Source organism: Metamycoplasma canadense (assembly GCF_000828855.1).
GTDB classification, from domain to species: Bacteria; Bacillota_I; Bacilli_A; order Mycoplasmatales; family Metamycoplasmataceae; genus Metamycoplasma; species Metamycoplasma canadense.
Genome location: NZ_AP014631.1, coordinates 147,712 through 163,601 on the forward strand (window position 1 = coordinate 147,712; position 15,890 = coordinate 163,601).

10 protein-coding genes are annotated in these 15,890 nt (G+C 24.1%); 7 read left to right on the forward strand and 3 right to left on the reverse strand.

Going from position 1 to position 15,890, the window contains the following annotated elements; all coding sequences use genetic code 4:
- The first annotated feature begins 50 nt into the window (after positions 1-50).
- The 6 genes from MCAN360_RS00605 (at position 51) to MCAN360_RS00630 (ending at position 8,468) form a co-directional block, all read left to right on the forward strand.
- The gene (locus tag MCAN360_RS00605) at positions 51-1,907 is read left to right on the forward strand and encodes a M28 family peptidase (RefSeq protein ID WP_052461462.1); all 1,857 of its coding nucleotides are present in this window, start codon (positions 51-53) and stop codon (positions 1,905-1,907) included.
- 173 nt (positions 1,908-2,080) lie between these two features.
- The gene (gene plsY / locus MCAN360_RS00610) at positions 2,081-2,749 is read left to right on the forward strand and encodes a glycerol-3-phosphate 1-O-acyltransferase PlsY (RefSeq protein WP_045433362.1); all 669 of its coding nucleotides are present in this window, start codon (positions 2,081-2,083) and stop codon (positions 2,747-2,749) included.
- 75 nt (positions 2,750-2,824) lie between these two features.
- Complete coding sequence (gene hrcA, locus MCAN360_RS00615) at positions 2,825-3,817, forward strand: heat-inducible transcriptional repressor HrcA (protein ID WP_045433365.1); 993 nt, start codon at positions 2,825-2,827, stop codon at positions 3,815-3,817.
- Positions 3,818-4,639, forward strand: coding sequence for a nucleotide exchange factor GrpE (locus tag MCAN360_RS00620; RefSeq protein ID WP_045433368.1), 822 nt, complete (start codon positions 3,818-3,820; stop codon positions 4,637-4,639).
- Positions 4,640-4,713: 74 nt separating this feature from the next.
- Complete coding sequence (gene lon / locus MCAN360_RS05090; protein WP_045433370.1) at positions 4,714-7,233, forward strand: endopeptidase La; 2,520 nt, start codon at positions 4,714-4,716, stop codon at positions 7,231-7,233.
- Between the two features lie 224 nt (positions 7,234-7,457).
- On the forward strand, positions 7,458-8,468 hold the full coding sequence (locus tag MCAN360_RS00630; RefSeq protein WP_045433372.1) for an IS30 family transposase: 1,011 nt from the start codon (positions 7,458-7,460) through the stop codon (positions 8,466-8,468).
- A 259-nt stretch (positions 8,469-8,727) separates the two neighbouring features.
- Here MCAN360_RS00630 and gap read toward each other — a convergent pair whose 3' ends face one another.
- Positions 8,728-9,729, reverse strand: a complete 1,002-nt coding sequence (gene gap / locus MCAN360_RS00635) for a type I glyceraldehyde-3-phosphate dehydrogenase (RefSeq protein WP_045433375.1) — start codon at positions 9,727-9,729, stop codon at positions 8,728-8,730.
- A 313-nt stretch (positions 9,730-10,042) separates the two neighbouring features.
- On the opposite strand from gap, the gene MCAN360_RS05095 reads away from it, so the two are divergent.
- Positions 10,043-14,713 carry a GA module-containing protein gene (locus MCAN360_RS05095; RefSeq protein ID WP_148310076.1) on the forward strand — a complete coding sequence of 1,557 codons (4,671 nt, stop codon included), beginning with the start codon at positions 10,043-10,045 and terminating at the stop codon, positions 14,711-14,713.
- A 24-nt stretch (positions 14,714-14,737) separates the two neighbouring features.
- Here MCAN360_RS05095 and MCAN360_RS00645 read toward each other — a convergent pair whose 3' ends face one another.
- Complete coding sequence (locus MCAN360_RS00645; RefSeq protein ID WP_045433378.1) at positions 14,738-15,550, reverse strand: Cof-type HAD-IIB family hydrolase; 813 nt, start codon at positions 15,548-15,550, stop codon at positions 14,738-14,740.
- Positions 15,551-15,557: 7 nt separating this feature from the next.
- Complete coding sequence (locus MCAN360_RS00650) at positions 15,558-15,860, reverse strand: thioredoxin family protein (RefSeq protein WP_045433381.1); 303 nt, start codon at positions 15,858-15,860, stop codon at positions 15,558-15,560.
- Positions 15,861-15,890: the final 30 nt, after the last annotated feature.

The window sequence follows — 15,890 nt, forward strand, 5'->3', positions numbered from 1 at the left end:
ACATTGAATAAAAATAGTTTTTTATTTATTAAAAATTTTGAAAGGCAAAAATGAAAAAACTAAACAAATTTCTATTATCTTTTGGTTCAGTAGCTTCTTTAGTTGCTTTACCAACAATTTTAGCTTCTTGTGCTGATGAAAAAGAAAAATCTAAAGTAGATGAAGAATTACAAAAAATTAAACAAGAATATGAACAAAAACTAAGTGAATTAAAAACTTTAAAAACAACGTTAGAAGAAAAAATCAAAAAAAGTGATGAAACTAATACTGAATTGTCAGAACAAATAAAAAAAACAAATGAAAAAATTGAAGATTTACAAAAAATGCTTGTACTTAATAAACTTAATGAATCTGAAAAAGTAATGTATAAACTATTTTCAGATTTATTAAATACAACACACGGTAGAAAAGCTGGAAATTTAAATAATTTTAAAAAAGAATTACTTGACGCAACAACAAAAGAAATTAAATTAGAAAACGGAAAAAGATTAACTACAGAGATAGTTGAAAAAAACTTATTATATAAATTTGGAGATGATACAAATAAACCCAAAGAAAATATTTCAAACTATGGTAGCTATTATGCATATGAATATTTAAAGAAACAAATTAAAGATATGGGATATCAAGAATTAGATAATGGGCAAATAACATATCCAGAATACAATAAAAAACAAATAAGCCTTAAAAAACATTATTTAAGTATTTATGATGCGCAAAAGGATAAAGCCGTTATAGATAATATGAACGAAAATATTAAAAAAGATGGCTTTTTTACTAATGGCTTCTTATTTGATTTTAAAGAGAATAATTTAAAAAATAACGTTGGTAACAATATTGTTGTCACAATTAATCCTACCGGTAAAGCTAAGGATAAAAATCCAAAAGATTTCTACATTGTTTCACATTTTGATTCAACAAATAATGTGGGCCCAAAAGGTGTTTCGTGAGGGGCTACCGATAATGCAACAGGAGTTACTGTTAACTTAAGATTATTAAAACATTTTGCTGATGTTGAAAATAGAAAAAAATTAGCTGTTAGATTACATTTAATTTTTGTTGATGCTGAAGAATTAGGAAAATTAGGTTCTTATGCTTTTGTAAATCAATTTTTAACTGGCGAAAACAATGAATTATTAAAAAATTCTTTAGGTATGATTAATATGGATACTGTTGCTGGTGGTGATTATATGTATATTCACTCTCCAAAAACAAGTCCTGATCACGAAGCAGTACTACCCGATTCTAATCTTTCTAAAGAATTACGTGATCTTATAAATAAAGTTTCTAAAGATAGAGCAACTAAATTAAAAGATAATGAACAAGAATTGCAAATTCACCCTCAATATTCAGGTGCATATAAAGAAGGTGAAACAGGGGATTGATCAGATCATGCTCCATTTTACCAAATTGCAAAATTACCAGTTGCTTATGTAGAATCAACAAATTTTTCTATTCTTTCTAAATACGAAGTATATGATGGATATGCTCAAACAATGAATCCTAAAGCGTGAGTTTTAAAAGACGGTACAACGATTCCTTCATTAAAGAAAAGAGTTCTAGAAGATAAAAAAACTGTTGTTTATGACTGACCTGATGGACTTAAAAAAGAAGACTTTGCAATTTTAGGTGATATTTGACATTCAGATTTAGATACATTAGAATGAGTTAACAAAAATATTGGTTCAAAAATTTACAAACAACTTGATACAGTTTTTGAAACCCTTAAAGAATTATTAACTAATAATTTAGGTAAAGTAGAAAATGAAAAAATATCTTACCCAGAATTAAATAAACAACCTGCTATCGAGGAAAGTGAAACAAACGGTTCAGAAGAAAATTCAGATGGACACACAGGAGACGGTGAAGAAGAAAGTTCAGGCAGTAGTGAAGAAGAGACAGTTTAATAATTAAAATAAATAATTTATAAAAAGTAATAACAAAACTAGATTAATCTAAAATTAGGTTTTAATCTAGTTTTTTATTTAACTTTTAAATTAAAAATTAATATAGACATATATTTCATCTTCTAAACAACATTATTTTTTATATATGTGTAAAAATAATGTATTATATTCATATGTTTAAATGGGAATACATATGAATAAATTTTATTCTTGTTTTGTTAGGTTACTTTATTGGTTCAATTAATATAAGTATTATTCTTTCAAAAAAGAAAAATAAAGATATTCGTAAATTTGGTTCAAATAACGCAGGTGCTACTAATGCTTTAAGAGTATTTGGCTTTAAATTTGCTTTGTTAGTTTTTAGTTTTGATTTACTAAAAACATTTATTCCAACAATGATAGCTTTCGGGATAAAAAAAATAATAAATAACGAATATATAATTCCTTTATTTGCTGGTGCTGGAGCATTTATAGGCCATATCATTCCTTGCTTTTTTAAATTTAAGGGAGGTAAGGGTGTCGCTTGCTTTGTTGGTATGATTCTTGCATTTGATTTAATTACATTTTTATTATTTATACTTTTTTATATCATTCTTCTTTACATTATTAAATATGTTTCTTTAACTTCAGTTATTTCAACAATAATTTTTGCTTTTTTTTCTTTTATTCCTTATTATTATTCGACTTGATTTTTATCATTTATAAATTATGATATTCCAAAATGATCGCACAGTTATATTTTAGTTTTTTTATCAGTTTTAATACTATTAAAACATATACCAAACTATATACGATTAGCAAATAAAGAAGAGAAAAAAATCAGTTTTAAAATAAAAAATTAGCAATTAAGATTTTAAAGTGCTAATTTAGTGCTAAAATTATATAATATTAAATATTAAGGAGACTTTTTTAATATTATGGAATTAAAGAATCGTCATTTAGAAATTTTTAAACTAATTGTCGAAATGTTTTTTGAAACTGGTGAGCCAGTCGGATCTAAAAAATTAGTTGAGTTAAAAAAAATTTCTCTTTCTTCAGCAACAATAAGAAATATTATGGCTGATTTAGAAAAAGTTGGATATTTAGAGAAACCACATATATCTGGGGGTAGAATTCCTTCAACTAAAGGATTAGAATATTACACTAAACATATTGCTTATGATCCTAAAAAGTTTTTTAATAAAAATTTAAATGATATTTTAGCTAAAAAGCGTTTAAATGTTAATACAACTTTAGATGAAGCAGCTGATTTAATAAGCAAAATGGCACATTTTACTGTTGTTGCTACTTCAAATAATAAAGATGAAAAACTTAAAAGTATTCAGCTAACACCTTTAGATGCTAATTCAGCAGTTATTGTTATTGTTACGAGTACGGGAAATGTGCAAAATAAATTATTTGATTTTGAAGATGGCATTGTTTTAAATGACTTAAGAATAGCTGTTAGATTATTTAAAGAAAGGCTAATTGATACACCATTAATTCACTTAGCTTCTAGAGTACAGGCTTTAGTTCCATTATTTAAAGAAAAAATTGGAAATTATGAAAGAATAATTGAAAAATTCATTAAAACTATTTTTGTTTTTGAAGAAAAAATTCAAAATAAAACATATAACAAAGATGCTATGATCTTATCTAAGAATATTTCAAGAGAAGAATTAGTTGTTTTACTAGAGTTAATCGAAAAACATTCGGTTTGATCAACAATTGAAAATAATTTAGATGAAGACAGTAAAATTAGACTTGATTTTTCACGAGAAAATTTAAATATAATTAGTAAAAAAATAGATTTTGAGAATGATCAAAATATTAAAGAAATATCAATAATGGGCCCAAAAAATATTGATATTGAAGAAACACTTGAAGCATTAAATGTTTTATCAAAATTAGTTGCTAAAGGAGGAAAATAAATGAATTGAAATTTTAAAAAATTAGATAAAGTTACTTTCGAATTAGTTGAACAGGAAAATAAAAATATTAATAAAAATAAATATACATATATTTGAGAATATGATGAAATTGATCCTTTAATTTTGGAAATAATAAAAAAAGGCAAGGATTTTGATAATGATCAAAAAACTATAAAAATAAAGAAAAAAACCTATTATTTAAAATTAATTTCAAATAAAAAACTTGATTTTAAAACTAAAGAATTAATTGATAAAAATATTTATTTACAAACCTTAATTTCGGATTTTAAAACAAAAGATATTGAAAATCAAAATCAATTAAATAAATTAAATAACGAAATTGAAATACTTAAAATTAAGGCTATTAATGATGCTAATAAATTTAAAGATGAAATTTTAAATATTCAAAAAAAAGCACAAGAATTAATAAACGAACATAAAAGTAAAACAAATGATCATCAAAATGAACAAATAAAAGAGGCTAAACTTTACGCTCTTCAATCATTTATGGAAGATTTGATTCAGCCACTTAATAATTTCGAAATTGCAATAACTGCTGCTTCTAAAATTGATAATGATGTTTTAAAAAACTTTATTATTGGTTTTAATATGTTATACAAACAAATTGAAAATGTTCTAAAGGATTTTGGTCTATTTAAAATAGAACCAAAAGTAGGTGATATATTTGATTCAAATCTACATCAAGTATATGAAATAGTAAATTCAGATCTTGATAAGGATACAATTTTAGAAGTAAAAAATATAGGTTATAGACTCCACGATCGAACTATTAAACCAGCATTAGTTATTGTTGCTAAATAATTCTTATTGTTTTCTTAAATAATAACCTAAATTTTGTTTAAACAATACAATTTTAAAAAAGAAAAGAGGATATAATGAAATTACCATTTATACCAGTTAAAAAGCAAGTTCTTTTACCTTATCAAGTTGAAGAAATTAGAGTTGGAAAACCTAATTCTGTTATTGCAATGAATGTAGCCTTAGAAAGCAAAAAAAATAAAAATAAGATAGTTATTGCTTTTTTAAAGGATGAATATATTTCAGTAACTAATATTACTAGCAAAGATATGATAGAAGAATATGCTGTTTTAGCAACGATTAAATCTGTGAAAGAAAAAGATGGAATTTACAATCTAACATTAAATTGCGAAGGAAGAGTAAAAATTGATAGCATTTTTCTTAAAAAAGAAGAAATGGGAGATGAAGATGAACTAGTTTTAAATACTTCATTTGAGAAAGTAATAAATGAAGAAGATTTAATAACTTTTGAAAAAATCGAGGAATCATTAAAATATTTAGATTATGCTGCAACTAAAATAAGTAAATCTTATAATGAATTGGGTAATTTTTCAGGAGTATATGATTATAAAAAAATTATTGATGAATTTATTTTAGATTTTAAAAATGAATTATTTAGTTCTAAAGCTAACGAATATAAAGAAAAACATTTAGACGCCGCTGCTTGATTAGCTATTAAGCCAATTAAAAGTGTATTTAAAAGAAATGAATTAATTTCTTTTTTTAGTAGCATAACTAGTGATGATTTAATTAAAAAAATTGCTCAATTTTTCTTAACTAAAACTCAAGAAAAGATAATTGAAACTGAACTTGACAAAAAAATGACTGAAGAAATGGAAAATTCTCAAAGAGATTTTCTACTTCGTGAAAAAATGAAACATTTAAGAGAAATGTTAAATGACGAATCAATTAATAGTGCAGAAAAAATAGAAAAAGATAATGAAGAAAGCAAAAGATATCCTAAATATGTTTTAGAAGCCTTAAAGGCAGAACAGGCTCGTTTAGCAACAATGATGGCTTCAAGTCCGGAAGCAAATATTTCAAAAACATTTATTGATTTAATTTTATCATTACCTTGAAGAAAAGTAAGTAAGGAATTAATCGATATTAATCATGTTAGAGAAGTTTTGGATAAACATCATTTTGGGTTAAATAAAGCTAAAGAAAGAATTTTAGAATTTATTTCTGTTTTAACACATACAAAAAGTAAAAATAAAGATGATGAATATTTAACTATTAAAAATGATGAAGAACATTTTATTGATACAAAATTATTTGTTCATAAAACCGGAGATACATTTAATAATCCAGTTAACAATATTCCAATTTTAACTTTAATTGGTCCTCCAGGAACAGGGAAAACGACTCTTGCTAAATCAATTGCAGAAGCTTTAAAACGTAAATTTATTAAAGTTTCATTAGGTGGAGTTAAGGATGAAAGTGAAATAAGGGGTCATAGAAAAACATACGTTGGTGCTATGCCAGGAAAAATTATTTCAGCTATCAAAAAGGCAGGAGTTTCAAACCCAGTTATTTTATTAGATGAAATTGATAAAATGTCATCTGATTTTCGTGGAGATCCAACTAGTGCAATGCTAGAGGTTTTAGATCCCGAACAAAACGCTAATTTTCAAGATCATTATTTAGATTTAGAATATGACTTATCAAAAGTTTTATTTATTGCAACAGCTAATTATTATGAAAATATTCCAGCTGCATTAATTGATCGTGTTGAACTCTTAGAATTATCAACATATACAGTTGCTGAAAAATTACAAATTGCAAAAGAACATTTAATGCCTAAGGTTTTAAGTCAAAATGCTTTATTACCTTCACAAATTCAAATATCAGATGAAATACTAGAATTTGTAATTAGATCATATACACGTGAAAGTGGTGTTCGTGAACTAAAAAGAATTTTAGATAATATCGCAAGAAAAATTGTTGTTCAAATTCTTGACAAAAAAATAGAAAATGACTTTGTTGTTACAAGAGAAATTGTTATTGATTTTTTAGGTCCAATCAAATTCGAAGATGATGAAAATGAAAATAAAGATCAAATAGGTGTTGTGAATGGACTTGCTTATACAAGTTTTGGAGGCTCAACATTAGCAATAGAAGTAACAACTTTTAAGGGTAAAGAAGGGTTAAAATTAACTGGGCATTTAAAAGATGTTATGAAGGAATCGGCTCAAATTGCCTTAGCTTATGTAAGATCAAATGCTGAAAAATTTGGTATTGATTTTGATTTTGAAAATAAATCAATTCATATTCACGTTCCAGCGGGCGCAATACCAAAAGATGGTCCTTCGGCTGGGGTTACATTTACAACTTCAATAATTAGTGCACTATCTAAAAAACCTGTACCAGCTAATATAGGAATGACTGGTGAAATAACCTTAAGAGGAAAGGTTTTACCAATTGGAGGGCTTAAAGAAAAATCTCTTGCTGCCTGTCAATTTGGTATTAAAAAGATTTTTATTCCATATGATAATGAAAAGAATTTAATAGATGTCCCAGAAGAAGTTAAAAAACAAGTTACATTTATACCTGTTAAATATTACGAAGAAATTTTTGAATATATTTTTAAAAAATAATTATTTTTTTAAATAAAGTAATATCAAAATACATAATTTATTAGTTAATTTTTAAAATTAAAAATATAAAAAATCAAGCTTTTTTAAGATAGCTTGATGCTACATTGTAAGTTCAAGTGCAACACAAATAAAGTAAAATTTAGTTGTGTGCAGCTTGAACTTTTTTAATTATTATTTTTTATTTTTAAAAAAGAAAAAAGCTCCATAACGGTCAGGAACTTCATATGAATTATACTACTAAAAAATATACGCACATAACAAAAAGTGATAGAGAAGCAATTTCAAATTATTTAGAGATAAATTTGTCTTTAAGAAAGATTGCAGAAATATTACAAAAGAGCCCTTCAACAATAAGTAGAGAAATTAAACGAAATTTAGATAAATATGGTAATTATTCGCCATATTATGCAAATATTAAAGCTCAACGGCGTCATTATCATAAATACTATTTTAAATTTTTGAATAGTAAATACAGTAAATTTTGTGAAATATTTCAAAAAAAATTTGATAAAAAATTTTATGGAGTAAAACTAACTCATAAATATATAAAAGATAATTTTAAAATTAAAATTCCTTGTTTAAAAACTATATTCAATTGAATAAAAAGCAATAAATGAAATATTAAAAGATCTAATTTATTACGTTCATACTATAAAAAAGGTGGTAAAAGAACAGGAAGTGTTATAAAAAGACTTGTTAAATCAGCAGATTTTGTTTTCCCTATTTGAACAAGACCCAAGTCAATTGACCGCCGTGAAGAATTCGGACATTGAGAAGCTGATCTAATTATTGGTAAAAGAGCTACGGGTTATAACAATATTTTAACTTTTACTGAAAGAAAAACAAGAGTTGGTTTTGCTATTTTAATACAAAGCAAAAATTCAATGAAAGTAAATGCTACAATAAAAAAACTTATTGAAGATAATGAATTGATTGTAAAATCAATAACTGTTGATAATGGTATTGAGTTTGAAAAAATAGGAATATTGGGAAAATGACTTAATACAAAAATATATAAAGCCGAGCCATATGCATCATTTCAACGAGGGTCTAATGAGCATTGAAATGGTCTTATTAGAAGAGAATATAAAAAAGGATTTGATTTTAATCAAATAACACAAGAAATGTTAGATGAAATTACTAAAAAAATAAATAATATGCCTCGTGAAATTTTAAATTGAAAATCAGCAAACGAATTATTTATAAATGCTAACTATTATGGTCTTGTTTGATAATTAAAGTTACAAAATTCTAACCTCTTTTGCAAAGAGGTATTTTAGTTTTGTTATATGTTAAATTTCTACTCCCGAACCCTCTTATCAAGAGGACTTCTAACCCCAAACCCCTTTCAAAAGGAGCTTTCAAAATAAAATATAAATAATTTTAGAAAAAAATAATAAAATAAAAAAAAGCCAAGCAACTAGTGTTGCACTTGGATTTACTTTTTAGGATCAAGCTTTTTTAAGATAGCTTGATTTTAATTTTAAAAATAAATTATTTTAAATTAACAAGATATTTTAATGTTCTTATATATTGGTTTACAAATGAAGATTCGTTGTCATATCATGCATAAACTTTATATAATTTTTTACCATCAACTTCTAATACCTGTGTTAATTGTGCATCAAATATAGAACCTGCTGTTGAACCAATAATGTCACTTGAAACAATAGGATCTTCAGTATAAAATAATGAATCTGAAGAATGTTCTTTTATAGCTTTATTAATTTCTTCAACTGTAGTATCTTTTTTAAGTTCAACTGTAACATCAATAATTGAACCTGTAATTGTAGGAACTCTTAAAGCAAGACCATTCATTTTTCCTTTTAATGAAGGTATAACTTTTCCAATTGATTTAGCAGCCCCGGTTGTTGTAGGAATCATGTTCGAACCAGCTGCTCTAGCTCTTCTTAAATCTGAGTGTGGAGCGTCTTGCAATCTTTGATCTGCGGTATATGAGTGAACTGTTGTCATATAACCTTTTTCAATACCAAATTCATTTTCTAGAACATTTAAAACTGGTGCTAAACTATTTGTTGTACATGAAGCTCCAGAAACAATTAAGTCATCTTTTGTTAAAATATTTTCATTAACTGAGTAAACAATTGTTTTAACATCTGAACTCTTAGAAGGTGCAGTAATTAAAACTTTTTTTGCTCCAGCATTAATATGTAATTGAGCAGCTTCTGTTGTTAAAAATCTTCCTGTTCCTTCAACAACAACGTCAACATTTAATTCTTTTCAAGGTAATTGTAATGGGTCTTTTTCACTAAAAATTGGTAATTCTTTTCCATCAACAATAATTGATTTTTCAGTGCTTGTTACATTGTGTGTAAATGTTCCGTGAGCTGTATCGTATTTTAGTAAGTGAGCAAGAGTTTTGGCGTCAGTTAAATCGTTGATTGCAACAACTTCTAATTCAGGATCGTTTCAAATGTTTCTAAAAATTAAACGACCTATTCTACCAAAACCATTGATAGCTATTTTCGCTTTCATATTTTCTCCTTGTTGTTATAAAAATTAAAAAATAAACTAAACTAAAAAATAATATTTTAATATATTTTAATATTATAGCCTTAATTTAGAAAACTTTAAGTTTTAAATTTTATTTTAGAATTTTATTACATATTATTGTTTATATTTTTTATAAAAATTTATCTTTTTTTTAAAAAAAATCCCTTATAATATGTTGGTTAATTAAAAAAAATAAAAATCATAAATTTTATTTTTTCTTGTATTCGAAAATTTAAATAAAACAATTATTATAAAAATAAAAAATATAAATAAATTATAAGGATGTTTATAAGTTATGAAAAAATCTACAAAGAGGAAAATAATAAAGGCCTTGGTGATTTCTTCTATTGTTAGCTTAGTTAGTACAACAGCTACTTTAGTTATAAATTTAAATAAATTAAGTAATGAAGAAATTAAAAAAATTATTTCAGATATTGAATTAGAAACTAAAAAAAATAATGATGAAATAAACCTTTTAGATGCAAATTATAATTCAGTTGATACTTTAAAAATCGCTATTGAAAACGCCTTAAAAAATCTAGAAATTTTTAAAAAGTCACTTACCCTTTTAAACAAGGAAGATTATTTAAAATATGAAAAAATTCAATTGGTATTAAATAATTTAAAACAAAGTATTAGTAATTTAGAAACTAAAATTGAAACTTCAAAAATAAGATTAAATCAAAATATAAAAAATCTAGACAACGTTGTTCAAAATGCGAAACAAACCTCGGAAAAAGCTATCCAAAGATTAGAAAGTACATCAATAATTAATGTGCCGGGGTTAAACGAAGCTAATCTTGAATTGCAAAACGCTTTAAGAGAAGTCGAAGAAGCCAAAAAGCAAGCTAAAGATTCAAAAAATCATATTGATAATTTAGTAAAAATTAGTCAAAAAGTTCAAAAAGCTGACCAAAAAGTTAAAAAACTAATTAAAGAATCTGAAGGATTAACAAAAGAACAATTAAAAGATAGACAAATTGAGGAAATCGAAAACCACATCAATTTATTAAATGTAAAAATTGATAATTCAAATAAGGAAAATTTATCTTTAACTGAAATTAAGAAATTAATCGATGTTTTTGAAAAAACATTGCCAGTTGCAATTGATGCAAAAGATTATATTAAACGCTTCGATGATGAAGATTTATTAAATAAAAACAGTGAGTTAGAAAAAGTTATTTTGGAAGCTGAAGAAGTTTTAAAAACTTTAAAACAAAAAGAAGAAAATTTAAAAAATAAAATTAACGAAAGTTTATTGAATATTGAACAAAAAGAAAATGATTCTAAATCTAAAATTAATTTAAGCCAAGATTTTGATACTTTAGAAAATGAATTTAATGAAGCTAATTTGCGTCTTTTAAATGAAATTAAAAATCTTAAAAATCAAATTGAAAATAGTGACTTTGAAGAAGCAAAAAATAAACTTGTCGAAATTGAAAATAAAAATAAGCAAAACAATGAAAACTCATTAAACAAACTAAAACAAATAGTTTTAGATGATTTAAATTTAGCAAAATATTTAACCGAAGAGCAAACATCTGAATTTAAAAAAATAATAAATAACACTAAAAATCCAACAGAATTAAAAGATATTTCTAAAAAAATAAAATTAGATAATGAAAAAGCCAAAGAAATACTTGAATTAAACAAGTATAGAAACGAAGTTAAAAACTTACTTAACTCTGAAAATATACATTTATCACAAGACCAAAAAAACAGTTTTAATTTATTATTAGATCAAGAAAACGATCGCCAAAAAATCGATAAAATTAAAAAAGATTTTGAACTTGAAAATAAAAAAATAAATGCAATTAAAGAAATTGAAGAATTATTTAAAAATGAGTCAGATAAAAAATCTGGATTTGAAGAACAAATTAATAAACAAACCGACATCGATGAAATCGATGCGATTTTATTCGAAGCAAAAGGCGAACAAATCAAGGTTTTAATTTCAAAAGCTAAAGCAAATGTTAATAAATTAAATTGAATTGGAGATAAAGAAAAAGGTTTAGTTAAAAAAGAATTTGATAATTTAAAAACTGAAAATCAAATACAATTTAACCTTAAAGAAATTGAGCAAAAAAATATCGATAAAGAAACATTGTTTAATTCTAAAATTAAGAATTCAGAAGAATTTGAAGAATCTTATATAGATAAAATAAAAAATGATTTTATTAATGAAATCGATAAACAAAAATATATAACAATTCAAGAAGAATTTACAAAATTAGAAGAATCTAAAAAACAAATCAAACAAAGAATAGAAAAAGAATTAAATTTCTTAGGTGATTTAGATAAAAATAAATTTATTAGTGATCTAAAACCTAAAACAGATTTAATTGAAACAAAGAAAATTGAGCAAAATGCTTCAGAACTTAATTCTTTTAAACAAAATTTAATTGAGAATCTTAAAAAACTTTCTAATTTAGAAATTCAAGAAAAAAATGAGGCTGAAAATAAAATTAAAAATGCTATCTCGAAGGCCGCAGCACAACAAATTTATGATGACTTATTATTAAAATCTCAAAAAGAAAGCATTAAAAAAGAATTAGATACCTTAGAAGATTTAGGCAGTGATAAGCAAAAACTTTTATCTTCAATCGCTACTTCAAAAAACAAGCAAGATTTAGATACAATTCTTAAAAACGCTAAGGAAAAAAACGATTTAAATAAACACAAGAAAGAAACAATAAATAATATTAAAAAATTAAATTTAATTTCTGAAGACAAAAAGAGAAAATATGAAGAAGAAATTAATAAACAAGTTAATAAAAACGGAGTTTCTTCAGTGTTTAAACAAGCTGAAGAGTTAAATAATTACAAAAAAGGAAAAGAAGCTAATAATTTAAATTTAAATGAAATTTGAAATGAAACAACCAAAAAAGAATTTAATAAAAAATTAGTAGAATCTGAAACAAAAGAAAAAGTAGACAGTCTGCTTGAAGAATATTCAAATTGAAATAAAAAAGTTGTCGATGCTAAAAGCGAAATTCAAAATTTAAATAATTTATCACAAGAAGAAAAAGATAATTTTAAAAATCAACTTAAAGGCAAAAACGAAAAAGAAATTCAACCTATTATTGATAACGCACGTGAACTAGATAATTTAGAAAAATCTAAAAAAAGAGTTTCTGAAATTGATAAATTAGAATATTTAACTAAATCTGAAAAAAATGACTTTAAACAATCTATTGAAAGCAAAAATGAAATATCAGATATTGAAAAAGAACTAGAAAATGCAAGAAACCTTAATGAATCAAAAAAGAGATATGCTGATGAAATAGAAAAATTATCACTTATTTCTAATAAACAAAAAAAACAAGGAATTGCAAATATAAAACAAAAAATTGGCATCGAAGAAGCTAAAAACGAATATGAAATTTTAAAACTACTAAATGATAAAAAAGAACAATTAAAACAAGAAATTGATTCATCAATTAAATTAACTCAAAAAAACAAGCAAGATTTAATCCAAAAATTAAAATTAAAAGAAAATAATGACCAAATTGAAAACTTAAGAATTCAAAAAAATAATCAAGAAAAAGAATTAGAAAAAAATAATCAATTAATTGGTTCATTAAATAATATTAAAAATAAAATAAAACAAATTTCTAAGGAAGATAATTTAGAAATTAATAACATATTATCTTCTTTAACCGATTTTATAACAAAAAATCAAGTAAATAAGAATGACGATACATACGAAAATTTAATTAATAAAAATAAAGTTTTAGAAAATAATACGCAATTAAAATTTGATGAATTTAATAAAAAGATGTTAAATATATTTTCAAAAGGAAATGAAATTATATTCAAAACAGAAAATTTACATAAAAAAGATAAGCTACTTAGTTTACAAAAAGAGCTTGAAAATACTTTAGACACATACGAAAAAATAAAAAATGATTTTTTATTAATTATTGGAAATAATAAGATTAAATTAAATGAATATCAAAAAAATCTAGATAAAGCTGAAGAAGTTAAAGAAACAATTAAAGAGCGTATTAAAATAACCGATTTATATAATACTTTACAAGATAAAATTAATACAACCGATTATTTACCAAAATATTTAAAAAAAATATATTTAGCTGAAGTTGATTCTCATTTGGCACAACCTACTGCTAATGAAGTAGAATTCCAATTATTAAATTCCAAAATTGAAGAAGATATTGAAAAAAATAAAAAAAATAAAGATGATTTTAACGATAAAATAAAAAATTTAAAAAATAATGTTGATCTTTTAAAACGTCCTGTTAATAGCAGACGTGAAATAAAACATCATAAAGAAATATCAAAAAAATTTAATGATTTAGCTGAAAGATATGAAAAAAATTACGATGAATATTTTGAAGACCCAAATAGAAATGAAGAATCTTTATATCCTTGAGTTAATATGGCAAATACATCTTTAGAAATATATTCAAAACCATATAAAGAAATTTTAGAATATATTAATTCTGATAAGGCATACTTAGAATCTGATAAAAGAAAAGCTTGAGATTTTTTTGAAAGTAAAACTCACGAAATTAGAGAAAAATTATTAAGTGATAGTTCAGATTATGGCTATATTGAAGTCAATAAAAAACGTTTAATAGAAGATCCAATAAAAGAAACTAAGAAATTTATTTTTGAAAGTGCTATAAATCAATTGCTTGATAAGAATGTAATAGATAAAAATGGAAAATGGACATATAATTTTGATATTTATTCAAAGAATAATTCAGATGATATAAATACAATTTCTATTAGAAATATTCAAAAACTTATTCCGGGTTATCCAAAATTACAAGTAAAATTTAATACTGCCGGCATAAATTATTTTTCATCAGTAGCGCATGGGCATGGGGTAAATTATATAAAAGGAAAGAGAATTCATGCAAATTATGAATTTAGTAGTGGTGATGAAGATAATTTTGTAGTTAGAAGTGAAAACAGCATAATAAACTATTTTAAAAAATAAGCAAACCATTGTGATTTGCTTATTTTATTTAAATGAATTTTCGATAATTTTAATAGCTTTAGCAACTCCAGATTTTTTATATGAAGGAGCTACTCAAGAAGCTTGAACTTTAATATTTTTTAAGGAATTTTTCATTGCTATAAAAGCCCCAACGTAAGGTATGGTAGATGTATCATTTCCTGAATCGCCAAAATGTACAGCATCTTTTGGATTTATGTTTAGAAGTTTTGAAACAAATTCAATACCCCTTCCTTTGTTAGCATTAATATCGTTTATTTCTATTGCGTATCCCTTAGAAACGATATGTAAAGAAATATTTTTAAATTTTTCAGATAATTCATCAACTAATTTTTTAATGTTTTTTTTGCTGGTTCCAAAAGTAATTATTTTTGTTAAATTAGTTATTTGTGGAATTTCATCGTATGTTTTTTGTTCTAATTTTTTAATTCAAGGTCTAAAAATTCTTAATTTTGATGCTGTTCCATAAATAATATTGCCACTATTAAAAATAAAGAATAATTTTTTTTCTTTTAGGATTTCAGTTATTTGCATAACTGTATCTTTTTTAATTTCATGTTTAATTAAAATTTTTCCTGTGTTGTCAACAATAAGACCACCATTTTGACAAATGACATAAGGTGAATTTGCTTTTTTTGCTAGATCTAGCACAAAATCTGATGCATAACGACCAGTAGCAATTATAAAAGGTATTCCATTATCATTTTTTTGCTTAAGAATATTTAAATTATCTTTACTAATACTTTCTTTAGTTTTTGGTAAGTCTAAAAGAGTGCCATCTAAATCTGTAAAATAAGCTTTTGGTTTAAAATTAATCATAATTAAATTATTTTTCTAGTTGTTTTTTTAATTCTTCAGCTGGCATATAACCCTTTGTTGAATTAATTAGACTACCATTTTTATAGTAGAATAATGATGGAATACTTGAAACACCCATTTCACGTGCAAATTCAATGTTTTGGTCTACATCAAAATCAAAAACATTAATATCTTCATTTTCTTCAGTTAAACGTTTTAATTCAGGTTCGATCATTTGGCAAGGAGGGCATCAAACAGCTCTAAAAGCTACAATCGCCTTGCCGTTTAAGTGTTGATTGTTTAATTCATTTTTTAATAATTTTTTATACATTTTTTCTCCTTCATTTTTTTATTTATTATT